23 protein-coding genes and 1 tRNA gene are annotated in these 21,044 nt (G+C 65.2%); 8 read left to right on the top strand and 16 right to left on the bottom strand.

What is annotated here, in order from left to right; all coding sequences use genetic code 11:
- Positions 1 to 64: 64 nt before the first annotated feature.
- The 4 genes from DES45_RS16125 to DES45_RS24795 all read right to left on the bottom strand — a co-directional run bounded on the left by DES45_RS16125 (position 65) and on the right by DES45_RS24795 (position 3,548).
- Positions 65 to 1,039, bottom strand: a complete 975-nt coding sequence (locus DES45_RS16125) for a tripartite tricarboxylate transporter substrate-binding protein (protein WP_114771049.1) — start codon at positions 1,037 to 1,039, stop codon at positions 65 to 67.
- A 63-nt stretch (positions 1,040 to 1,102) separates the two neighbouring features.
- Complete coding sequence (locus DES45_RS16120; protein WP_114771048.1) at positions 1,103 to 2,605, bottom strand: tripartite tricarboxylate transporter permease; 1,503 nt, start codon at positions 2,603 to 2,605, stop codon at positions 1,103 to 1,105.
- Complete coding sequence (locus DES45_RS16115; protein WP_114771047.1) at positions 2,605 to 3,276, bottom strand: tripartite tricarboxylate transporter TctB family protein; 672 nt, start codon at positions 3,274 to 3,276, stop codon at positions 2,605 to 2,607. Before DES45_RS16115 ends, DES45_RS16120 begins: the two co-directional genes overlap by 1 nt.
- Before the next feature lie 41 nt (positions 3,277 to 3,317).
- Positions 3,318 to 3,548, bottom strand: coding sequence for a hypothetical protein (locus DES45_RS24795; RefSeq protein ID WP_147282424.1), 231 nt, complete (start codon positions 3,546 to 3,548; stop codon positions 3,318 to 3,320).
- Between DES45_RS24795 and DES45_RS16110 the strand changes: the two genes are divergently transcribed.
- From DES45_RS16110 to DES45_RS16100, 3 genes are all read left to right on the top strand, one after another.
- Complete coding sequence (locus DES45_RS16110; protein ID WP_114771046.1) at positions 3,547 to 4,293, top strand: TerC family protein; 747 nt, start codon at positions 3,547 to 3,549, stop codon at positions 4,291 to 4,293. The two genes, DES45_RS24795 and DES45_RS16110, sit on opposite strands and share 2 nt — an antisense overlap.
- 63 nt (positions 4,294 to 4,356) lie before the next feature.
- Positions 4,357 to 5,055 carry an AzlC family ABC transporter permease gene (locus DES45_RS16105; RefSeq protein ID WP_114771045.1) on the top strand — a complete coding sequence of 233 codons (699 nt, stop codon included), beginning with the start codon at positions 4,357 to 4,359 and terminating at the stop codon, positions 5,053 to 5,055.
- A complete protein-coding gene (locus tag DES45_RS16100; RefSeq protein ID WP_114771044.1) occupies positions 5,052 to 5,378 on the top strand; it encodes an AzlD family protein in 327 nt (108 codons plus the stop codon). Before DES45_RS16105 ends, DES45_RS16100 begins: the two co-directional genes overlap by 4 nt.
- Here the strand turns inward: DES45_RS16100 and DES45_RS16095 are convergent.
- The 6 genes from DES45_RS16095 to DES45_RS25395 form a co-directional block, all read right to left on the bottom strand.
- Positions 5,328 to 5,825 (bottom strand): arsenate-mycothiol transferase ArsC, encoded by a 498-nt coding sequence (locus DES45_RS16095; protein ID WP_210272152.1) that lies wholly within the window; start codon positions 5,823 to 5,825, stop codon positions 5,328 to 5,330. The genes DES45_RS16100 and DES45_RS16095 overlap by 51 nt on opposite strands.
- A 3-nt stretch (positions 5,826 to 5,828) precedes the next feature.
- Positions 5,829 to 6,314 carry a UPF0262 family protein gene (locus DES45_RS16090; protein ID WP_114771043.1) on the bottom strand — a complete coding sequence of 162 codons (486 nt, stop codon included), beginning with the start codon at positions 6,312 to 6,314 and terminating at the stop codon, positions 5,829 to 5,831.
- Positions 6,315 to 6,330: 16 nt separating this feature from the next.
- Positions 6,331 to 7,623, bottom strand: coding sequence for a histidinol dehydrogenase (gene hisD, locus DES45_RS16085; protein WP_114771042.1), 1,293 nt, complete (start codon positions 7,621 to 7,623; stop codon positions 6,331 to 6,333).
- Entirely contained in the window at positions 7,623 to 8,063 is a 441-nt protein-coding gene (locus DES45_RS16080) for a DUF2948 family protein (protein ID WP_114771041.1), read from the bottom strand. Before DES45_RS16080 ends, hisD begins: the two co-directional genes overlap by 1 nt.
- Positions 8,064 to 8,166: 103 nt before the next feature.
- Positions 8,167 to 9,456 (bottom strand): UDP-N-acetylglucosamine 1-carboxyvinyltransferase, encoded by a 1,290-nt coding sequence (gene murA, locus DES45_RS16075; RefSeq protein ID WP_114771040.1) that lies wholly within the window; start codon positions 9,454 to 9,456, stop codon positions 8,167 to 8,169.
- A gap of 54 nt (positions 9,457 to 9,510) precedes the next feature.
- Positions 9,511 to 9,678 carry a hypothetical protein gene (locus tag DES45_RS25395; protein ID WP_173947925.1) on the bottom strand — a complete coding sequence of 56 codons (168 nt, stop codon included), beginning with the start codon at positions 9,676 to 9,678 and terminating at the stop codon, positions 9,511 to 9,513.
- 155 nt (positions 9,679 to 9,833) lie between these two features.
- On the opposite strand from DES45_RS25395, the gene hemA reads away from it, so the two are divergent.
- Positions 9,834 to 11,060, top strand: a complete 1,227-nt coding sequence (gene hemA / locus DES45_RS16070) for a 5-aminolevulinate synthase (protein ID WP_114771301.1) — start codon at positions 9,834 to 9,836, stop codon at positions 11,058 to 11,060.
- Between the two features lie 74 nt (positions 11,061 to 11,134).
- Positions 11,135 to 11,209: transfer RNA gene (locus DES45_RS16065), tRNA-Thr, on the top strand.
- A 413-nt stretch (positions 11,210 to 11,622) separates the two neighbouring features.
- Here DES45_RS16065 and DES45_RS26345 read toward each other — a convergent pair.
- From DES45_RS26345 to DES45_RS16045, 3 genes are read right to left on the bottom strand one after another with little or no spacing between them, the layout of a single operon-like run.
- A complete protein-coding gene (locus tag DES45_RS26345; RefSeq protein WP_114771038.1) occupies positions 11,623 to 11,853 on the bottom strand; it encodes an HWE histidine kinase domain-containing protein in 231 nt (76 codons plus the stop codon).
- Positions 11,853 to 12,896, bottom strand: a complete 1,044-nt coding sequence (locus DES45_RS16050) for a sensor histidine kinase (RefSeq protein ID WP_114771037.1) — start codon at positions 12,894 to 12,896, stop codon at positions 11,853 to 11,855. The genes DES45_RS26345 and DES45_RS16050 overlap by 1 nt, the downstream gene beginning before the upstream one ends.
- Positions 12,880 to 14,397: an ATPase domain-containing protein gene (locus tag DES45_RS16045; protein ID WP_114771036.1), complete on the bottom strand. Its 1,518-nt coding sequence runs from the start codon at positions 14,395 to 14,397 to the stop codon at positions 12,880 to 12,882. The genes DES45_RS16050 and DES45_RS16045 overlap by 17 nt, the downstream gene beginning before the upstream one ends.
- 301 nt (positions 14,398 to 14,698) lie before the next feature.
- Here DES45_RS16045 and DES45_RS16040 point away from each other — a divergent pair, with 301 nt between their 5' ends.
- On the top strand, positions 14,699 to 15,508 hold the full coding sequence (locus DES45_RS16040; RefSeq protein ID WP_114771035.1) for a Crp/Fnr family transcriptional regulator: 810 nt from the start codon (positions 14,699 to 14,701) through the stop codon (positions 15,506 to 15,508).
- Between the two features lie 391 nt (positions 15,509 to 15,899).
- Here DES45_RS16040 and DES45_RS26220 read toward each other — a convergent pair whose 3' ends face one another.
- Positions 15,900 to 16,445 carry a L,D-transpeptidase gene (locus DES45_RS26220; RefSeq protein WP_342633532.1) on the bottom strand — a complete coding sequence of 182 codons (546 nt, stop codon included), beginning with the start codon at positions 16,443 to 16,445 and terminating at the stop codon, positions 15,900 to 15,902.
- A gap of 776 nt (positions 16,446 to 17,221) precedes the next feature.
- Between DES45_RS26220 and DES45_RS16030 the strand changes: the two genes are divergently transcribed.
- A complete protein-coding gene (locus DES45_RS16030; protein ID WP_114771033.1) occupies positions 17,222 to 17,608 on the top strand; it encodes a cupin domain-containing protein in 387 nt (128 codons plus the stop codon).
- A 169-nt stretch (positions 17,609 to 17,777) separates the two neighbouring features.
- Here DES45_RS16030 and DES45_RS16025 read toward each other — a convergent pair whose 3' ends face one another.
- Complete coding sequence (locus tag DES45_RS16025; protein WP_114771032.1) at positions 17,778 to 18,626, bottom strand: transporter substrate-binding domain-containing protein; 849 nt, start codon at positions 18,624 to 18,626, stop codon at positions 17,778 to 17,780.
- A 232-nt stretch (positions 18,627 to 18,858) separates the two neighbouring features.
- Here DES45_RS16025 and DES45_RS16020 point away from each other — a divergent pair, with 232 nt between their 5' ends.
- Positions 18,859 to 19,770 (top strand): polysaccharide deacetylase family protein, encoded by a 912-nt coding sequence (locus DES45_RS16020; RefSeq protein ID WP_114771031.1) that lies wholly within the window; start codon positions 18,859 to 18,861, stop codon positions 19,768 to 19,770.
- 40 nt (positions 19,771 to 19,810) lie between these two features.
- On the opposite strand, the gene DES45_RS16015 is transcribed toward DES45_RS16020, so the two are convergent.
- A complete protein-coding gene (locus DES45_RS16015) occupies positions 19,811 to 20,947 on the bottom strand; it encodes a succinylglutamate desuccinylase/aspartoacylase family protein (RefSeq protein WP_114771030.1) in 1,137 nt (378 codons plus the stop codon).
- Positions 20,948 to 21,044: the final 97 nt, after the last annotated feature.

Raw genomic sequence — 21,044 nt, 5'->3', positions numbered from 1 at the left:
CGGACCACCGAATGACAACGGCGGGCTATCGGCCCGCCGTTCCGAGATTTCGGCTTGCCGAAGCTTATTCGGCCTTGGCGCCGGCCGCCTGAAGAACGGGGGTCCAGCGGGCCACTTCACTCTCGACGAGCTTCTGCAGAGACTCGGGGGTCCGCTCCTGCGCTGACGGAATCACGCCGCCGAGGTCGAGGAGGCGCTTCTTGGTGTTCTCGTCGTCCAGAGCCTTTACGAGGGCGTCGTTGAGCTTCTTGACGATCTCCGGCGGCGTACCCTTCGGGGCGAAGACGGCGTTCCAGGCGCTGACCTGATAGTCGGGCAGTCCCGCCTCCTTGGTGGTCGGCACGTTCGGCAGAGCCGGCGAGCGCTCGGGCGTAGCGATGGCGAAGGCCTTGATATTGCCGCCCTGGATCTGCGGCGCCACGTTGACGATCTGGTCCGTCATGTAGTCGACCGTGTTGGCCATCAGGTCGTTCAGGGCCGGGCCGGTGCCGCGATAGGCGACCATCGTGGGCTTGGCGCCGATGATCGAATTGAACAGGATGCCCGTCGAGTGGGACACCGAGCCCACGCCGGCGTGGGCCATGTTCACCTTCTCGCCGTTGGTCTTCATGTAGTCCAGGAAGCCCTTCAGGTCGTTGGCCGGAAAATCTTTCTTGGCGACGATGAGGATCGGGGTGCCGGCCGCGAGGCCGATCGGGGCGAAATCCTTGGCCGGATCGTATTTCAGGTTCGGGTAGAGAGCCGGCGCCGCACCATGGGTGCCCATGTGGCCCATCATGATGGTGTAGCCGTCGGGCTGGGCCTGGGCGCCGCGGGCGATGCCCGTCGTGCCGCCGGCACCCGCCACGTTCTCGATCACGATCTGTTGACCGATCGTCCGGGACATGTGGTCGGCCACGATGCGGGCCACCACGTCGGTCGGGCCGCCGGCCGCGAAGGGCACGATCATGGTCACGGGACGGGTCGGGTAGTTCTGCGCCTGGGCGCCCGTTGCGGCCAGACCGAGGGTCGCCGCAAGGGCGAGAGCAAGCTTCTTCATCCAATTTCCTCCCTGGATTAGGTTATGGGCTTACATTGTGGGGAGCAGCCGCCCGAAGGCAAGCTACTCGGTGAAGACCTCGTCCCTGCCCTTCCGGACCGTCGGCAGCAGGGCCAGGACGAGAAGGATGAGGGCGACTGCGAGTAGGCCGGCGCTCACGGGGCGGTCGATGAAGGTCTCCATTGACCCGCGCGAGATGATGAGCGCGCGCCTCAGGTTCTCCTCCATCAGCTTGCCGAGCACGAAGCCGAGCAGCATCGGCGCCGGCTCGAAGCCGAACTTGATCAGCATGTATCCGACGAACCCGAAGAGCCCGATGAACATCACGTCGGTCGGCAGCGAGTTGATGGAGTAGATGCCGATGCAGCAGAACATCAGGATCGCCGGGAACATCAGGTGGTAAGGCACCTTCAGGAGCCGCACCCACATGCCGATCATCGGCAGGTTGATGACGAGCAGCATCAGGTTGCCGACCCACATTGAGGCGATCATGCCCCAGAACAGGTCAGGGTTGCGCGTCATCACCTGCGGGCCCGGCACGATGCCGTGGATCGTCATGGCGCCGACCATGAGGGCCATCACGGCATTCGGCGGGATGCCGAGCGTCAGAAGCGGAATGAACGACGTCTGGGCGCCGGCGTTGTTAGCGGATTCCGGACCCGCCACACCCTCGATGGCGCCACGGCCGAACCGGCGCGGGTCCCTGGCGAGCTTCTTCTCCAGGGTATACGAGGCGAAGGGCCCGAGCACGGCGCCGTTGCCAGGCAGGATGCCGAGAACCGCACCGATGAAAGTTCCGCGGAGCACGGGCTTGTAGGACTGCTTGAAGTCGTCCCTGTTCGGCAGAAGGCGGCCGATCGACTGGCGCACCACGTCCCGGTGCTCCGTATGGTCGAGATTGCGCAGGATCTCGGCAATGCCGAAGATGCCCATGGCCAGCACCGCGAAGTCGATCCCGTCCACCAGGAACTGCAGCCCGAAGGTCATGCGTTCCTCGCCCGTCTCGAGATCCGTGCCGACGGTCGAAAGCAGCACGCCGACGAGGATCATCGCAATCGCCTTGAGGATCGACCCGCGGGCGAGCACGACGGCGAAGACGAGGCCCATGACCATGAGCGAGAAGTATTCCGCCGGACCGAAGATCAGCGCGAGCCGGGTGAGCGGGGCACCAAGCGCCGCAATGACGAGCGTCGCCACGGTACCGGCGAAGAAGGACCCGATGGCCGCGATGCCGAGCGCCACGCCGGCGCGGCCCTGGCGCGCCATCTGGTGGCCGTCGAGGGCGGTGACGACGGAGGTCGCCTCGCCGGGGATGTTGACCAGGATGGCCGTTGTCGAACCGCCGTACTGCGCCCCGTAGTAGATGCCCGCCAGCATGATCAGGGCGCCGGTGGGATCGAGCCCGAACGTGATCGGCAGCAGCATCGCGATCGTCGCAATGGGCCCCACGCCCGGCAGCACGCCGATGAGCGTTCCGACGAGGCACCCCAGGAAGGCGAGTCCGAGGTTGAGCGGAGTCAGGGCGACGCCGAACCCGAGCGTCAGGTTGGAGAGAAAGTCACCCATCAGAGTCTCCCGCCTTGGTCGGCAACGTCGATCTCATTCGTGGCGCGACGTCGGCCGCCGGCGAAATACACCACCACCGCAGCGGCGATCAGGGCCGCGGCCGTCGCCCGCAGGACATCCTTCTGGGACCAGCCGGCCGGGAAGAGGTCGGCGAAGGCCTGCGGAAAGATCGGGATCGGCAGGTTCAGCAGGTCGCCGAAGAGGAACATGCAGAACGGGGTCAGGCTCAGCGACAGGACGACCAGCTCCCTCAGGCGGGCATCCGGGCTCGCGAAGCCCCCGATGATGATCGCGAGCGGGCCGGCGACCACCAGGCCGAGCCCGGGGATGGACAGGCCGCCGAGAGAGAACGGGCGGATCGTCACGGCGAAGGCGAGAATGCCCGCGATCACCAGGAGCGGGCCCCGCAGGCTCCAGCGCTCGAGGACTTCGCCCTCCTTGAGGAAGGAGAGGACGACGAGGGCGAGGCCGCAGAGGCCGACCCCGATGGCGAGCCAGTCCGGCAGCATGCCGGGACCCATGGCGCTCAAGGTGCCGCGGGAGAGATCGCGGGTCAGCCAAAGGGCGAGCGCCGCGAGGGCAATGAGGAAGATTCCCCCCGCAAGGCTCTGCGGCGCGCGAACCGGCCCCTGGCGCCCCGATGCCTCGGGGCGGTCATGAGAAATGGACATGGACGGCCTCCCGACCGGGCGCGTTGAACACGGCCCAAGACTTATTCGACCTGAGTTGTGCCCAAGCCTGCCGCGAGGATCAAGCGACCCCGCCGCGTTTTCCCGTTATCGACCGGGAAAACACGGATTTTCCGGTCTTCGTCCGAAGCCGTCCACAAGCGCGGCCGATCTTTCACCGGCAGCCGGGGCGATTTTCGGTTGAATCCCGGCCACGGATCTATACTTAAGCCGAATTCCCTTTCGTTGACCTGAAAACAGTCCAGGGCCGCCATGGATTATATTCTTTCGACCACGTTCCTCATTTCACTGCTTCAGGTCATCTGGATCGACCTCCTGCTGTCGGGCGACAACGCGGTCGTGATCGCCATGGCGTGCCGCTCGCTCCCGGCGCATCAGCGCAAGCTCGGCATCACCCTGGGCGCCCTGACGGCTGTCGGTCTGCGGATCGTCTTCGCCTTCCTGATCTCCGAGCTCCTCGGCGTTCCGTTCCTGCGCATCGTCGGCGGCCTGCTGCTGTTCTGGATCGCCCTCAAGCTCATTCAGGGCGAAGACGAGGACGCCCACGGCAACATCGAGGCCAGCACGAGCCTCTGGCGGGCCGTGCGCACCATCGCGATCGCGGACGCGGTCATGAGCCTCGACAACGTGGTGGCCATCGCGGCCGCCTCCCGCGGCCATCCGGAGCTGTTCATCTTCGGCCTGCTGCTCTCGATCCCGCTGATCATGGTGGGCGCAACCCTGATCACGAAGCTGATCACGCGCTTCCCCGTCATCGTCTGGGCCGGCGCCGCGCTGCTCGGCTACATCGCGGCCGAGATGATCGTGACGGATCCGGTGGTCCTGGGCTGGCTCTCGAGCTATCCGGGCCTGACCCTTCCCGATCCGGGCCACCCGCCGCTCGACATCAAGCCGGCAGGAACGGTGCTCTACAGCGCCGCCGCCGTGGGTGCCCTCTTCGTGGTGACCCTCGGCTACTTCCTGGCCCGCAATGCAGGCCGCGGGGCAGCCAAGACCTAAGGGCGGCCCCAGACAAAAGCCCCATTGACGGGGCCGCAGGAGGGAGGCACAGAGCGCAGGCTCATGTCCGCCCCCCTCCCTTCCTTCTCGGCCGCCGGATTTCGCCATGGCGCGCGCATCGCGCTTCCGGCCTTTCCGGGCTTCATCATGTTCGCCCTCGCCTTCGGGGCCGCCGCGGCACAGAAGGGCCTCTCCCTCGGCCAGGCCATGGGGCTGAGCGCCTTCGTGTATGCGGGCGCCTCCCAGATGGTCGGCCTGGAGATCTGGCAGCAGGCCTGGTCTCCCGCCACGATCCTGACCATCGTGACGGTCACGGCCGTGGTGAACGCCCGCATGATCCTCCTCGGGGCGACGCTCCAGCCGTGGCTCAAGCATGAGCCGATCCCGCGAACCGCCCTCAACCTCTTTCTGCTAACCGAAGCCGGCTGGCTTCTCGGCACGCGCTACCACGGCAACGGCGGGCGCGACGTGGGCGTCCTGCTCGGCACCGCAGTCGTTCTCTACGGGGTCTGGCTTCTCGCTACGCTGGCCGGCTATTTCGCGGGCGCGCTCGTGCCCGAGCCGAGACGCTTCGGGCTCGATCTCGTCATGCCGATCTTCTTCAGCGTGATGCTCGTGCCGCTCTGGAAGGGCGCAAGGCCGGCCCTGCCCTGGCTCGTGGCCGGGATCGTCTCCCTGGCGGTGCACGCCCTCGTGCCCGGCTACCTCTTCATCATCGCCGGCGCGCTCGCGGGCGTGGCGGCCGGGATGCTGATCGAATGAACGCCCTGCCCTCTTTCGACCTGGCGACCTGGGGCGCCGCATTGGCGATCGCCGGCATGTCGGCCGTCACCTTCCTGTGCCGCATCGCCGGCGTCGTGGTCATGAGCCGCGTGCGCCTCACGCCGCGGATGGAGCGCGGTCTCCGGGCGCTTCCGGGCTCGATTATCATGGCGACGATCCTGCCCGTCATCATCGACAACGGCATTCCGGCGATCCTGGCAATGGCGGCGACGATTATCGCCATGATGGCGACCCGGATCGATCTGGTGGCCCTACTGGTCGGCCTCGGGACGCTCTCCGTCCTCCGGGCCTTTGGCGTCTGACCCGCGCTTGAGCCGCAGGCGGATGCGGTAGACCAAGCCGTCGCGCACGTCGCGATAGGCGTCGAGCACCTGCTCGCGGGAGCCCTGCACGAGCGTCGCGTCGGGCGTCGGCCAGTACTCCACCTCGGCCGCGATGGTCCGCGTCAGCTCGATCGCCGCGTGGTGCGCCTCAGGCGACAGCGAGATGATGAGGTCGAAATTGAGCCCCTCCCACTCCTCGAGCTCCTGGAGCGTGCGCGGCTTGTGCCGTGAGGCGTCGATGCCGATCTCGTCGAGGGCCGCCGTCATGAAGCCGTCGGTCTTGCCTTTGCGGATGCCGGCGGACTGCACGTAGACCGACTTGCCGAAATAATGCCGCGCGATGGCCTCGGCCATGGGCGAGCGCACGGCGTTCATGGCGCAGACGAACAGAACCGACTGGATTCTCCTGGGGCGGGGCTCGTCCAAGCGTCAGCCCCGCCAGTGCAGCGCGAAGATCAGCGTGAAGATGCGCCGCGCCGTGTCGAAGTCGAGCAGGACCTTGCCTTCGAGACGCTTCATCAGAAGCTCCGCGGCTTCGTTGTGCAGGCCACGGCGGCCCATGTCGATGGCCTCGATCTGCGCCGGCGAGGCGGAGCGGATCGCCTTGTAGTAGCTGTCGCAGATGAGCTCGTAATCGCGGATCGCCTTGCGGAACGGCGTCAGCGACAGGTGATGCATGACGATGGTCGTGCCGTCCGGGGTCCGGATGTCGAAGCAGAGCTTCTTTTCGATGAGGGCGATGTGGAGGGCATAGGGCCCCCCGTCGTAGTTCGGGAGCGCGAAGTAGTTCGCCTCGACGATGTCGTAGATCGCGATGGCGCGCTCGTGCTCCTGGTCGGGATTGCCTCGGCCGATGGATGCCTCGTCCAGCGTGACAGCGACCAGCCTGCATCGCTCCTTCGCTTCGCTCGTCATCCCCGGTCCGATCCCGTCACATGTTCAGCCGGATCGCCACCGACCGCGCATGAGCCTCCAATCCCTCGGAGCGCCCGAGCGCGATGGCGGCAGGCCCCAGCACCCGCAAGGCGTCCGCATCGCACTTCAGGATCGAGGTTCGCTTCATGAAGTCAAGCACGCCGAGTCCGGAGGAGAATCGGGCGGACCGGGCGGTCGGCAGGACGTGGTTCGGGCCGCCCACGTAGTCGCCGATGGCCTCGGGGGTATGGCTCCCGAGAAAGATCGAGCCGGCATTGCGCACGAGCCGGGCGAGTTCCTCGGCATTCCCGGTCTCGATCTCGAGATGCTCCGGCGCGAGGCGGTCGACCAGGGGAATGGCTTGGGTGAGCCGTTCGACCAGGATGATGGCGCCGTAATCGCGCCAACTCGCGCCGGCGATTTCGGCCTTCGGCAGCGTCGTGAGCTGACGTTCGACCGCCTTTTCCACCGCGTCGGCGAGCTCGGGGCTGTCGGTGACCAGGATGGACTGCGCCGCGGGATCGTGCTCGGCCTGGGCCAACAGATCGGCCGCAATCCAGTCGGCGTTTCCATGGCGGTCGGCCATGATCAGCACCTCGGACGGCCCGGCGATCATGTCGATGCCCACTTGCCCGAAGACGCGCCGCTTGGCGGCCGCCACATAGGCGTTGCCGGGCCCTGTAATCTTCGCGACGGGCCGGATCGTGGCGGTGCCGTAGGCGAGCGCCGCAACCGCCTGCGCGCCGCCGACACGGAAGATCTCGTCCACGCCGGCAAGGCGCGCGGCGGCCAGGACGAGGGGATTGGTCTCTCCGCGCGGCGTCGGCACCACCATGGCGATGCGGGGAACGCCTGCCACCTTCGCAGGCACAGCGTTCATGAGAACGGAGGACGGATAGCTCGCGAGCCCGCCGGGAACGTAGAGGCCGACGGATTCGATTGCCGTCCAGCGCCATCCGAGCGTCACGCCGACCGCGTCGGTCGTCATGGAGTCCTGCGGGCGCTGGGCCCGGTGGTAGACCTCGATCCGCTCCTTCGCCAGGGCAAGGGCCTCAAGCGTCTCCTTGGAGCACTGCCGCTCGGCCGCGTCGATCTCGGCTTCCGACACTCGCAGGCTGTCGGCGGTGAGGTCCAGCGCATCGAAGCGGCGCGTATAGTCGATCACGGCCTCGTCGCCCCGGGCGACGACGTCCTCGATGATGGCGCGGACCGCCTGGTCCACATCTTCCGAGACTTCACGCTTCGCGGCGAGCAGATCGGCGAAGGCCTGCGGGAAATCCGGATCCCGCGCGTCGAGCCTTTGCGCCATCACAGGCGCTCCGCCGGCATTTCCTCGTGCGAAGGACGGCTTTCGGCGGCCCAGACGGGGCCGAGATCTTTCATCTGCATTTCGATGCACTCCAGGTCGACCTGGATGGCCCCGCCGTCGGCAAAGATCAAGGTCGCCGTGCCGGAGGGCGCATCGCGTTCCTCGAAGGAAATGGCGAGAAGGTTAAGGACGGCGTCCTTCTTGCTCTGGTCGATGCCCCGCACGCGCACGCCCGTGACGTGCTCGAAATGCATGCAGGTGAGCCGGCGCTGCGGGGTGTCAGACTGCGCCTCCCAGTCGAAGCGGCGCACCTGGAGCGCGAAGCGGCGCTCCTTGGGGAGATAGATCATGTCGTCCACGCGCAACAGGGCGTCCTGAAGATGCGCGGATACGACGGCGAGATCCTCGGGATCGAGGGCGACGAGTCTCAGGAGGTCCATGGGGGCTTGCCAACCTGTTTTGCTGAGCTTTGACAGGTAGGTAGAGAGCGAGAGGCGCATCCGCAACCTCTCGCCGCAGGCCGGGACGGATGTTTCGCCGCCGTCAGCCCCGGAGCCGCTCGATCTCGGCCCCGCAACGGGCGAGCTTCGCCTCGAGGGCCTCGAACCCGCGGTCGAGGTGATAGACCCGGTTGATCGTGGTGTCGCCTTCGGCCACGAGGCCCGCGATCACGAGGGACACCGAGGCGCGCAGGTCGGTGGCCATGACGGGAGCGCCCTTCAGGCTGGACACGCCCTCCACATAGGCGCAGTCGCCGTCGAGGCGGATCTTCGCCCCCAGGCGGGCCAGCTCCTGCACGTGCATGAAGCGGTTCTCGAAGATCGTCTCGCGGATGCGCGACGTGCCGGCGGCCCGGGTCATCAGGGCCATGAACTGGGCCTGGAGGTCAGTCGGGAAGCCCGGGAAGGGATCGGTGGTCACGTCGACCGCCTGGATGCCGTTGCCGTTCCGACGGACCCGGATGCCGCCATGGGTCGGGGACACCTCGGCGCCGGACTGGCCCAGGACGTCGAGGGCGAACTGCAGCAGCTCGGGCCGGGTGTTCTCCAGGACCACGTCGCCGCCGGTCATGGCGACCGCCATGGCGTAGGTTCCGGTCTCGATGCGGTCCGGCAGCACGTCGTGGGATGCGCCGCCCAGGCGGGAGACGCCCTCGACCACGATCTCGGAGGTGCCGGCGCCCTGGATCTTCGCGCCCATCTTGATGAGGCATTCGGCCAGATCCGTCACCTCCGGCTCCCGGGCCGCGTTGCGGATCACGGTGGTGCCGTCCGCCAAGGTCGCGGCCATCAGGGCCACGTGGGTGCCGCCAACCGTGACCTTGGGGAAATCGATCTCGGCTCCCTTCAGGCCCTTGGGGGCTGTCGCCACCACGTAACCGGCGTCGATCTCGATGGCGGCGCCGAGCTTGGCGAGGGCCATGATCAGGAGGTCGACCGGACGGGTGCCGATGGCGCAGCCGCCCGGCATGGAGACTTTGGCATGGCCGAACCGGGCGAGAAGTGGGGCGATGACCCAGAAGCTCGCCCGCATGGTCGAGACGAGCTCGTAGGGAGCGCAGGTGTCGATGATAGATCTGGAGGTCAGCCGAATGGTCTGGCCCGTCTCCGTCGTCTGGCCAGGACGGCGGCCGGCGATCGAGTGGTCAACGCCGAAATTGGACATGATCCGCAGGAGAGACGCGATGTCGGCGAGCCGCGGCACGTTGCCGAGCTCCAGGGTCTCCTCCGTGAGGAGGCTCGCGATCATGAGAGGCAGGGCCGCGTTCTTGGCGCCCGAGATCGGGATCATGCCGTTGAGAGGCGCGCCGCCCCGAATGCGAATGCGGTCCATGTGGGTCCCCTTGTGGTTGGTTCGTAGAGCTATGCGTTGGACAGCCCGCCCGGACTAGTCGGACGCCTTGTCGCGCTCGCCGGAAACGCTCAAGCTCCCGCTTTCGGTTCCAGACGACTTTGCCGCCTGTCGTCCCCGGGCCTGAGCCTTACGCCGTTTCAGGTTCTCTTTCAAAGCCGCCTTGAGCCGTTCGGCTTTGTCTTGCGATTTCGTATCGGACATGTTTCACGCGACCCATCGTCGCCATGACGAGATAAAGGGTTCGCAGCCGCCCCTCAACCAGAATATGCCAGTCCCAGGTTTTGACCCGGATCAATGCCGTCTGGCATAATAAGCCATAATTCGATGGGGTGTTGTATGGCCCCTCCGGTGAGATGATGAATTACCAGAACTTCTTTACGGCAGCCCTCGAGCGTCTTCAGGAGGAGCGCCGTTACCGCGTTTTCGCCGATATCGAGCGCATCGCGGGCCAGTTCCCGACCGCGCTCTGGCACAGCCCCGAAGGCACGCGCAAGATCACCGTCTGGTGCTCGAACGACTATCTCGGCATGGGCCAGAGCCGCGACGTGACCCGGGCCATGGTCGAGACGGCCTGGCGCCTCGGAACCGGCGCCGGCGGCACCCGCAATATTTCAGGCAACAGCCATCCCATCGTCGAGCTGGAGGCCGAGCTGGCGGATCTGCACGGCAAGGAGGCGGGCCTCGTCTTCACCTCGGGCTACGTGTCGAATCAGACCGGCATTTCGACCCTCGCCAAGCTCATCCCGGACTGCCTGATCCTCTCGGATGCCCTCAATCACAACTCGATGATCGAGGGCGTGCGCCAGTCGGGCTGCGACAAGGTGATCTTCCGCCACAACGACCTCGACCATCTTGAGGAACTCCTCAAGGCGGCCGGCGACCGGCCGAAGCTCATCGTGTTCGAGAGCGTCTATTCCATGGACGGGGACATCGCCCCGATCCATGCGATCTGCGACCTGGCAGAGCGCTACAACGCCATGACCTATCTCGACGAAGTCCATGCGGTCGGCATGTACGGCCCGCGCGGCGGCGGCATCGCCGAGCGTGATGGCGCCATGCACCGGGTCGACGTGATCGAGGGCACGCTGGGCAAGGCCTTTGGGGTCATGGGCGGGTATCTCACCGGCACCAAGGCCGTTATGGACGCGATTCGCAGCTTCGCTCCGGGGTTCATCTTCACCACCGCCCTGCCCCCGGCGGTCGCCGCCGCCGCGACGGCCTCGATCCGCCACCTGAAGGCTTCGGGCGCCGAGCGCCAGAAGCACCAGCGCCAGGTCGCCCGGACCAAGGCCGTGCTGGCCGGGGTCGGGATTCCCGTCATGGATACGGTCACCCATATCGTGCCCGTGATGGTCGGCAACGCCGAGGCCTGCAAGGCAGCCTCGGACCGCCTGCTGGAGAGGCACGGCATCTACATCCAGCCGATCAACTACCCGACCGTGCCGCGCGGCACGGAGCGCCTGCGCATCACGCCCGGACCGCTCCACACCGACGAGCACATCAACGCGCTGGCGGCCGCCCTCGTTGAGGTCTGGACCGCCCTCAAGCTGCCTCTGCAGCCAAAAGCCCAAGCGGCCGAATAAAGCGAAGAAAGATCGCTCTGGATGCTTGCACATGAGGCCGGGCTGTGGCAGTAAGCGGCCCTCCTCGTTGGCGCGCTGCCGTAGCTCAGTGGTAGAGCACTCCCTTGGTAAGGGAGAGGTCGAGAGTTCGATCCTCTCTGGCAGCACCATCGCCTCTCGCAGGATTTCTTCAGGTCTAGGCACCGCCTACATTCGCGACACACACGTGCTTCACATGGTGCTCGCTACAGTTCGACCCGCCGTGTCCCGGCCTGCCTGAGGCCGCTGGTCGGCACGACCGAGATAAAGACTCCCTGCACACCCACATCGCCCGCGACCGCCATCGTGTGGCCGATGCCGATGCCGAGTGGGCCAGCCTCGCGGCAGCGGGGCAGCCAGCCGCGGCACCCAGCTCGGCGCCCCCTGCTCTGACCCAAAGTCAGGTCGCTGCCATCGCCGGCGAGGTCTATCGCCTGATTGGCGAGGAATCCGCCACCGATCCAGATCCTGCACTCTGGGCCCGCAAGGTGAGCGCGGGCGTCCGAGACACCGCCGAATCAGCCGCGCTGAACCAGGACGCCGACTAGGGCGAGGCCGCCGTAGCGGCGATTTCCGTCAGCTCGGCCCCCTCCCGGGGTGCGCGCGTAAGTAGATTGTGCGTAGTGGATAGCGCCACCAACCGGGCCTCGAAGGCAGTATCCACGCCGTTGCGGAACGATTGCCGCGCCGATGACACGCCAAGGCGAGTGCGCCAAGCAACGCACGGACAGCATGCGGTCGCGGTGAAGCCCGCTGCCCGCGTTGTCAGTTTCATCAGTACTCCGGCACAAGCCGCTCTTCGACAAGCGGGATATCCATGTGGCAGGACAGTCCCTCTGGGTCATAGGCCATGTTGATCGTCGCGTGGCACTGATGGGTCAGAACGCGATGCAGCAGCGTGGAGCCGAAGCCCTTGCGGCTGGGCCTCTCGACGGGCGGACCGCCGCGCTCCACCCAGGAGATGGCAAGCCGACGTCCGGTTTCCAGCTCGCGAACCTTCCAAGCCACCGACACCTGCCCACCCGGGGCCGAGAGGGCCCCGTGCTTGGCGGCGTTCGTGGTCAGCTCATGGACGGCCATGCCGATCGGCACGGCCAGATCGGCCGAAAGCTCCACGGGCGGCCCGTCCAGTGTGATCCGCCGCATCGCGCCGTCGTCGTAATGGGCCAGCTCATTCCTGAACATCCCGATCAGCGGCGCCGTCTGCCAGTAATCCTCTGTCAGGAGGTTGTGGGTCTTGGCGAGCGAAACGATCCGGTCCGCAAACGAGTGGTAGAATTCGTCGACCGAGCGTGTGGAGCGTGCCGTAGCCCCGAGCAGGCCCTGGACCGTCGCAAGGGTGTTCTTGACCCGGTGATGCAGTTCGCGGATCAGCAGCGCCTGACGCTCGTGCGTCCGCTGCCGCTCCTTGAGGTGCGCCTCCACTTCCCGTTGCCGCTGGCGCGCTCGCAGGGCCGACCTTACGGCGTTCACCAACACAGCCGGGTGGAACGGACGCTCCAGCACCGTAACGTTCCCGAGCAACTCGGTCAGGTGCTCGACGGGCGAGCCGCCGCGATTGGTGAGCAGGATGAACGGAAAGTCGGACCAGGGCGGCTGTCTTTCGACCCACACGGCAAGCTCCCGCCGGTCGGCGCTGAGCAGCGCCTCCTCGGTGATCACCGCACAGTCAGCCGCATCCAAGCCCGCGACAAGCATCTCAAGGTTGGGGCAGATCCCGCCCTTGATTCCGACTTCGCCGAGAATGGCCGCTGCCACCATGCCATCCCGCCCCTGCGGGGCAAGGATCAGCGCGGACACCTCATCGGCCTGCGTCATTGTCGGTCTCACGCTCCTCAAGGAGCGAGGCGCGCTGGCCCTCGAACGTCGGTACGCCCGTCAACACACCCCGGAACTGCTTCAGCGGATCACCAACGCGCAAGCCCCGGCTGTCGATCCTAAACTCGCGGATCGTGTCTTCGTGCGCGCCCGTACGCCGCTTCACCACCGATAACGCCCTGAGGATGCGGCCGTTCGCCTCGAAGAAGCGGAGAAGCACAACCGCATCGCTCAGATAGGTCAGATCGATCGGCGAGACCATCTGGCCGACCATGCCGTGCTGCGCCAGGATCAGGATCGTCACCACGCCTTGCTGGTTCAGATACGTGAGCAACTCGTGCATCTGGAGCACAATGAAGGGTTGCTCCGGCATCGCATTCAGATACCCGGTGAGGCTGTCGATCACGACCACCTTCGCCCCTCCCTCCTCGACCGCCTCCCGGACCCTATGGGAGAGTTCACCCGGCGAGACATCGGCGGGATCAATCTGCTCAATACGCAGACGCCCGGATTCGGCATGAGGCGCCAAGTCGAAGCCGACACCCTTCGCCCGTTGCATCAGGATGCCGATCGTCTCGTCGAAGCTGATCATGAGGGCAGGCTCTCCCCGCTCCAGCTCGGCCCAGAGATAGGCCAAGGCCAGGGTGGACTTGCCTGCTCCCGACGGGCCGATGACGAGGGTGCTCGTCCCGCGGCTCAACCCGCCGCCCAGAATCTCGTCGAGTTCCCCGATACCGCTCGGAATGGCCTCGAAGGAGAATGCAGTGTGGTGATCGGAGGCCACGAGACGCGGGAAGATCCGCAGGCCACCACGTTGGATGACGAGATCATGGTAGCCGCCCCGGAAGGCGGTGCCGCGCATCTTCGTAACGCTGAGCCGGCGCCGCTCCGATCCGTAAGCGGGCACGACCTGCTCGAGACGGATGACCGCATGGCTGATCGAGTGCAGGTTGAGATCGTCCTGCTCGGACGTCAGGTCGTCGAGCATGAGGACGGTCGCATTGTTGAGCAGGAAATAGCTCTTCAAGGCCAGCACCTGCCGCCGATAGCGCAGGGAGCCCTGTGACAGGAGCCGGATTTCCGAGAGCGAGTCGAACACGACCCGGCTCGGCTTGACCCGCTCGATCTCCGCCAGGGCCATGCGCACCGTCTCGCCGAGTTCCAGGTCGGACGAGTGGACGAGGCTCTGCTGCTGTTGCGGATCGAGGCTCAATTCCGGCGGCACCAGCTCGCAGATCTCGATGCCGCTCACATCCCAGCCATGGCGAGATGCAACGGAGAGGAGTTCCCGCCTGCTCTCGGACAGGGTGATGTACAGGCAGGTCTCGCCCAGCTGGGCGCCAGCCATGAGGAATTGCATTCCCAGCGTTGTCTTGCCGGAGCCCGGTCGCCCCTCGATGAGGTGAGCCCGGTTGGCCGCATACCCGCCGGCGAGAATATTGTCCAGGCCAGGGACGCCGGTCGGAACAGGGGCGGCATCGGAATGCGACGGAAGCGTCATGGGCGGTCCTTGTGTGCGTGGATTTCGGTCCAGGCGCGACACCGCATGTAGTGCCGGATTGCCCTTCCGCTTCATCCTGTTTGACCTTCGGCCATCGGAAGTCCACCCCACGGGCAAGGCACTCCGATGGCAGCTCGACCAGGATCTTGGATAATGGCTTGTGTGCTCTTGTAGACACGAGAGACTGAGGATGTCTGTCCACTTGTGAACACATGAACGGTTTAAGCGCACATTTGAACGGAAGCAGCGCGGTCGCGTTGGACGTGGTGAAGATCTAGGAGGAAAAGGAAAGGCAGCCTTCATGCACATTCCCAAGGCCACGGACCGCCTCAGGGAGCGGATTGCCGACAACAATCTTTTGAGCGCACTCAAGCCGGAAGACTTGGCCATCGTGGCACCGTCGCTCCAGGAGTGGGAAGGCGACGCTGGAGCCAAGCTGTACCAGCCGGGAGATGAGGTCAGGTTCGTCTACTTCCCTTGTGGGCCCAGTCTGGTCTCGTTCGTGGTCGAACTCGAGGACGGCCTTACGGTTGAGACGGCCCTGATCGGACGAGAAGGAGCGGTCGGTGGGATCGTGAGCCAAGGGCGCCTGCCGGCCTTTGCCCGCTCCGAGGTTCAGTTTCCAGGCCCGTTCCTGCGCCTCTCGACCGCAGATCTCGAGGAGTTCGAGACCCGATCGCCGAGCCTGCGGCACCTGTTCGCCCGCTATGCCGATTGCATGCTGGCGCAGGTGTTTCAATCGGTGGCGTGCAATGCGGTCCACACGATCGAGCAGCGCACGGTCAAATGGCTGCTGGCGGCGATCGACCGGACCGGGGATCACGACATCCCGCTGACGCAGGAGCAGTTGGCCGCCATGATGGGGGTCGGTCGAAGCTACGTCAGCCGGGTCATACAGTCCCTGAAGCGGCGGCACCTGCTGGAGACGCGCAGGGGTGGCGTTCGGATCGCGGATCCGGACCGCCTGGATGCCTTGTCGTGCGGCTGCAACAACGCCCTGCGCCGCCACTTCGATCAGGTGCTGGCTGGCGTGTACCCAACCGTCGAGGAGAGCTCGGCCCAAAAGGCGGAAGCAGGCGGGAAGCGTCCTGGCTCGCGGATGAAAGCCTGAAGGCATGTGAACCGCGGCCGTCGACGGCCAAAGCCACAAGCTCGCATCGACCTCCGTATCGGTGGTGTCGAGATGGACAGTGAGCTCATGGCGCAAGTCTGCAGGCGTAGTCTTGGCCACCTGCTCGCGAATGAGATGCCGGTGCTGATGATCAGCAGTCCCATCCCCTTCGGTCCTCGGAGGCGTTCGTCTTCCCGCCTGATCCGCGAGCAGCCAGGTCACGACCACTAGGAACTCGGCCCCGCAAGATGGGCACGTCCTATGCCGTTCCGCATGTGTCCGCTGTCACAGACGTCCTGCTGACCTCACGTCCCGATCGCGAGATGTCAGAGGTTCGGCCCCGGCTGGCAAAGGCGACGGTCGATACCCCAGATGGGGTCCCACGTTCGGCTCATCGCCAGTCATAGATAGCCTGCGTGTTCACCGGGCCTCCGTACCCATTATAGGCCGGTGCGGGGCGCAAGGCGTCACGGCGATCCGGTTTGCGGCTGGAATAGCCCGCCCCAACCGACATCGGTTCGGCCGGTCGGATCTTGGGCCGATCCCGCTTGACCGTCCGGGCAGCGGTCTTCCTCGTCTCATGCCCTTGGATCACGATCCTTGTGTTTTGCATTCCCTCGCTGCGGACCAAGGCAAACAGCTTTGCGGCGTTCGCCGGCGCAAGCCGGACGCAACCATGCGAAGCGGGCCGCCCCAGGCTGCGGATTGCATTGCTGCCGTGGATGGCATGGCCGCGGTGGGTGAAGAAGATCGAGTGCGGCATGGGCGAGTTGTCCCACTCCTTGGAGGCGTGATCCTTCACCAGGCGGGATGGGGAGAAGGTACCAACCGGCGTCTCGTGACCTGCCTTGCCGGTCGACACGGACCAGGCGTAGCGCGGCTTGCCATCCACGGAGATCGACATGCGTTGGGCGCTCTTGTCGACGGTGATCAGCACGTCAGCCTTCGCCCAACCGGCTCCGAGCGTGAGAGTGCCAAGCAAGGACGCTGCAAGCACACTGATTAGACGCATAGGGAAAAGTCCTTCACGTAGGAATACAGGGCGACATTCCTACAGACGCTTCGGCAGAACCACGGTTCCGCGGATCGGTCTGGCCTCACGCAACTGTGTGGATCCGCTTCAGGATCGAGCGCGAGGGGGAAGGTTGCGGGCGCTGGCGCTCTCGCGGCTGGTCGAGTGCTGCCGGCCCAACCGTCGGACCTTTGGGACGGCCTCCTATCCGACAGGTCCAGCTATCATCCTGCCCGACCTCTTTTCAGCAGCGCGAAGGATCGGATGGGAACAATGCGAGACGACTCATGCTGATCGTCGGTGGCGCAGCAAGTTGAATATGGTCGATGTCGAACTGAGTTATGATTGTAATACTGGGTAAACCAAATGAAGGTTTGCTCGTGGACCATTGCAGGAATTCGGTGCACTTCCAGAACGTGCCAGGAGCAGCCGTTCCCGCCTCCATTGCGACGTCGCACCCGGCGTCGCTCCCATCGTCCTGCGCTCTTGGACTGAGGATGATGCCGATTGAAGGTGGACCGATGCGTGGTCGCCTACGAACCTCCGATGGTCGCTCCCTGGATGCGCTTACGTCCGGGTTCCTTGCCCCGAAGTGGAGGCGAGGCTCCCTTGCTCACGCCCGAACTGAAAGCGTGATTTCCGATCAGCCGTTTGTGAAACGGTTTCGTCCTAGTCCGTAAAGTTAGAAGGACCCAGCCGCAATGAAGTGCCTGCGCATCTATGCCACCCCGGATGGCGAATCGCATTTCGACGAACTCGAATTGCCGACGACAAAGAGGACGGTGCACCCCGATGCCGTGCCGTTCGACGTGACGGGCAGCTATCCGGCGTCCCGCGTCCGCATCACCCACATTCCAGCGGGCATGCGCGAGGTTGCTTGGCATACGGTCCCGGAACCGGTGCTGACGGTCAGGCTGGACGGTTCGGTAGAATACGAAACGAGCGACGGAGAGGTGCGCCACGTTCAGGCGGGGAGCTTCGTGCTGGTGGAGGACACCCACGGCAGGGGCCATCTGTCACGCCATTCCCCGGAGGCGCAAACCGTCATCTGGATCTCACTGCCGAACGGCCTCGAGCGGAGCCTATAGTGTCGCGGTCGAGATGATGCCGACAGCGAAGGCATCGTAGCCAAGGCGTGTTAGGCGAACCGGCAACAGGATGGCGATATGGCCGAACCCTGAACGATCCGAAGACCAGTAAGGTGAACTCGACCCGGCAAGCGGCGGGAGGCTGCGCTGCCCCCCGCCCCCAATTGCCCTATTTCGGGCTCACGTCGAACTTGAACCACTTCTCGGAGAGCGTCTTCATCGTGCCGTCAGCGATCATCGACTGAATGGCCGGGTCGAGCTTTGCCTTCAGATCGTCCTCGCCCTTGCGCAGACCGATGCAGGTATCTGTCGCCATGATGCCGCCCGTCAGGAGCGGGCCGGCCATCGCGACCTCCTCGTTGCCCGGGCGCGAAACCGCATCCCGGAGGTAGACGATATTGTCGAACACGGCATCGATTCGGCCCGCAATGAGGTCCAGGGTATGCTGCTCGGAAGACTTGTAAGTCTTCACCGTGACCGTGTCCTTGAAGGTTTCCTCAATGAACTGCTGCTGGCTCGTGGACAGCGGCACACCGATGGTCTTGCCCTTGAGGGCCGCCTGGATGTCCTTGAGAACCGGCTCCCAGGCCGCCTTATCGTTCGTCGACATGGCCTCGCCGGTTTTCGGAAGCTTGGCGAGGGGCGAGGATTTGAGAACGCCGAAGGTGTTCGACGTGCGCGCGTAAGGCACGGTGAAATCCATGACCTCGCGCCGCTTCGGGTTCGGCCCCATCGTCAAAACGGCATCGAACTTCCCGGCGAGCAGACTTGGAACCTGGCTATCCCAGTCCTGCGCCACGATCTGACATTTGAGGTTGGCCCGTTTGCAGACCTCGTTGGCGACATCGATGTCGTAGCCGACGACCTTGCCGTCGGCCGCAGTCAAATTATAGGGCGGGAAGGCCCCCTCGACACCAATGGTGATCTGCGTCCACTCCTTCGCCGCAGCCGGCTGTCCGAGCAGCGCCACAAGTGCAAGAACCGGCGCCACGGTCCTGATGAACTTCGAATTCTTCATGCGATCCTACCCGAGAGATGTTTTTTGGCGGAGCGAGGAATGCCACTCCGGTTCATGGGAGATGCGCCGGACCATCGATCCGACCCAAGGCCCCGGTCCCTACGTTAGATGATCGGACGGAAAAGTAGACATGGTTTTTCGAGACATGGCGCTGTCTCGGAGGCGCTGGTCTCGTAGGGCATAGCAGCTTAGAAATGTCGCGGCGATCATTGAACGGATACATGAGGATCCCATGACAGACAGGAAGCCGCATCCCGACGGAGAACCCTACGACTGGCCGGAGCCGACATGGCGCCGGATCGTCGAGCGTGCGCGCGCCGGCCGCGACCTGACGCCCGCCCAATGGCCGAACGGCGCCCGCTGCGCCGTCGCGCTCTCCTTCGATGCGGACCACGACACGATCCCGCTGCGCGATGGACTCGAGAGCCCGATGATGATCAGCCAAGGGCAGTACGGCTCGCGGCGCGGCGTGCCGCGCATCCGCGCGATCCTTGAGAAAGAGGAAATCCCTGCAACATTCTTCTATCCGGCCGTTTCGGCGATGCTCTATCCCGACGAGGTGCGGGGCATTGCGGGCGAAGGCCATGAGATCGCCATCCATTCTTGGATTCACGAGCGCAACAATCTTCTGCCCTATCAAAAGGAACGCGAGCTCAGCTTCCGGGCCGCCGAGAAACTGTCAGAGATCAGCGGACGTGATCCCGTCGGCATGCGCACCGCCAGTTGGGACTTCTCGCCCAATACCCTGGAGATCATCCGGGAGATGAGGCTTTTGTACGACTCGAGCCTCATGGCGGACGACGATCCCTACGAGCTTCTCTCCAACGGCGAGTCGACCGGTGTCGTCGAACTGCCGCCCGAATGGATCAGGGACGACGCGGCCTATCTGGTGATGGAGCGCTTCTCGGGCCTTCGCCCCTATACGGCCCCCTCGGCCGTCGAGGAGATCTTCAAGGCAGAGTTCGATGAAGCCTGGGAGGAGAAGGGCCTCTATGTCCTGACTATGCATCCGGATGTCATCGGGCACCGGAGCCGGATCGGAATCCTGCGCCGCCTCATCACCCATACGAAGGCAAAGGGACAGTGCTGGTTCGCGACCCACGAACAGGTCGCCCGGTGGTGCAAGGAACAGGCGGGGATCTGAGGCAGTGGGGCCCTGTGGCGAGCGGGGCTCCATCGTTGGCTCAGGGATAGGGATCGCCGAGATTGTCCGGCACCTTGGCCGGGTCGGTTCCGGCGATGGACAGAAAGGCGGTGCCGGGACGGGCGATCCGCGAGAAGAGCCTGCCAAAGACCACCCCATCGGTGCGGGCGCGCAGGATCGTGCGGGGGCTGTCGAGCGGCGCCTCGGGCGAGACGATCTCCGCCACGACCTGTCCTTCCTTGACTTTATCGCCAAGGGCGACCTTGTGCACGATGATGCCGGGCACGGGCGCTCGCACATGATCGACCGCATCGACCGGGGTGCCTTCGCACAAGGCGTCCGGGAGAGGGCCGGGATCGCCCGCAAGCACGCCGCGCCGCTGCATGAACCGCACCAGGGCATCCGCGTCGAAGGCCGCGAGCTCGTCGCTGACATCCGCTTGGCCGCGATACTCCAGCGTCACTGAGAGGCAACCGTGATTGAGCGGGACCTCCGGATAGGCCTCCTTGATGCGCACCCAGGGAAGGTCGCAGGATTCGTCGAAGCTTCCGCCCCCACCTCCGGTCGCGATCAGCGTGGCATGGCTCTGAACCTGTGCGGAGAGATCCTGCGCGCCCGGCCAACCCGCTCCGTTGCAGTAGAGATAAGTGATGCCCTCGAAGTGGCAGTGCAGGTCCAGCACGATATCCGCGTCAATCGCGAGCTGCAGGAGCTTGATGCGAAGCGCCGAGAGCTCCGAGTGAGGCTTCAGGTCGGCTGAGGCCTCGCGCAAGGCAGCGCGGACGACCCGGTCGTTCTCGGCAGCATCCGATCCCAGCCGCCCTTTGAGCCGCTCGATCAGCGCCGGCGCGATGTCCGGAAAGTTTCGGTTGAAGTTTCCGCCGCCCCCGAGGTCGCCGCGTCCGAGGTGCATGTTCAGCATCCGCTGCGCTAATCCGATCGGATTGGCGAACGGAACGATGACGATCTGGCCGAGCACTTCCCCCGCCCGGTCAGCCGCGATCAAGCGCTGGAGCAGATGATGGGCTGCGAGCATCGCAGGCGTCTCGTCCGCATGCAGCGATGCCTGGATGTAGACCTTCGGCCCTGCCGTTTCCTCGCCGAAGCGGTGGACCTGCAGACGGCGGCTGGTGCCGAAGCTGCCTTGCAGGATCTCAATCTCCTCCAACCGATGCATCGATGCCGACTCCCTCTTGAATGTTGACGCGCCTTACTCGGGACACGCATCCCGTAGCTTGATAACATCAGACCGACGATTCGCCATGGTCGAACGG

It is taken from the genome of Microvirga subterranea (genome assembly GCF_003350535.1).
Classification (GTDB): Bacteria; Pseudomonadota; Alphaproteobacteria; order Rhizobiales; family Beijerinckiaceae; genus Microvirga; species Microvirga subterranea.
This window is presented reverse-complemented; position numbering and strand designations above follow the sequence as displayed.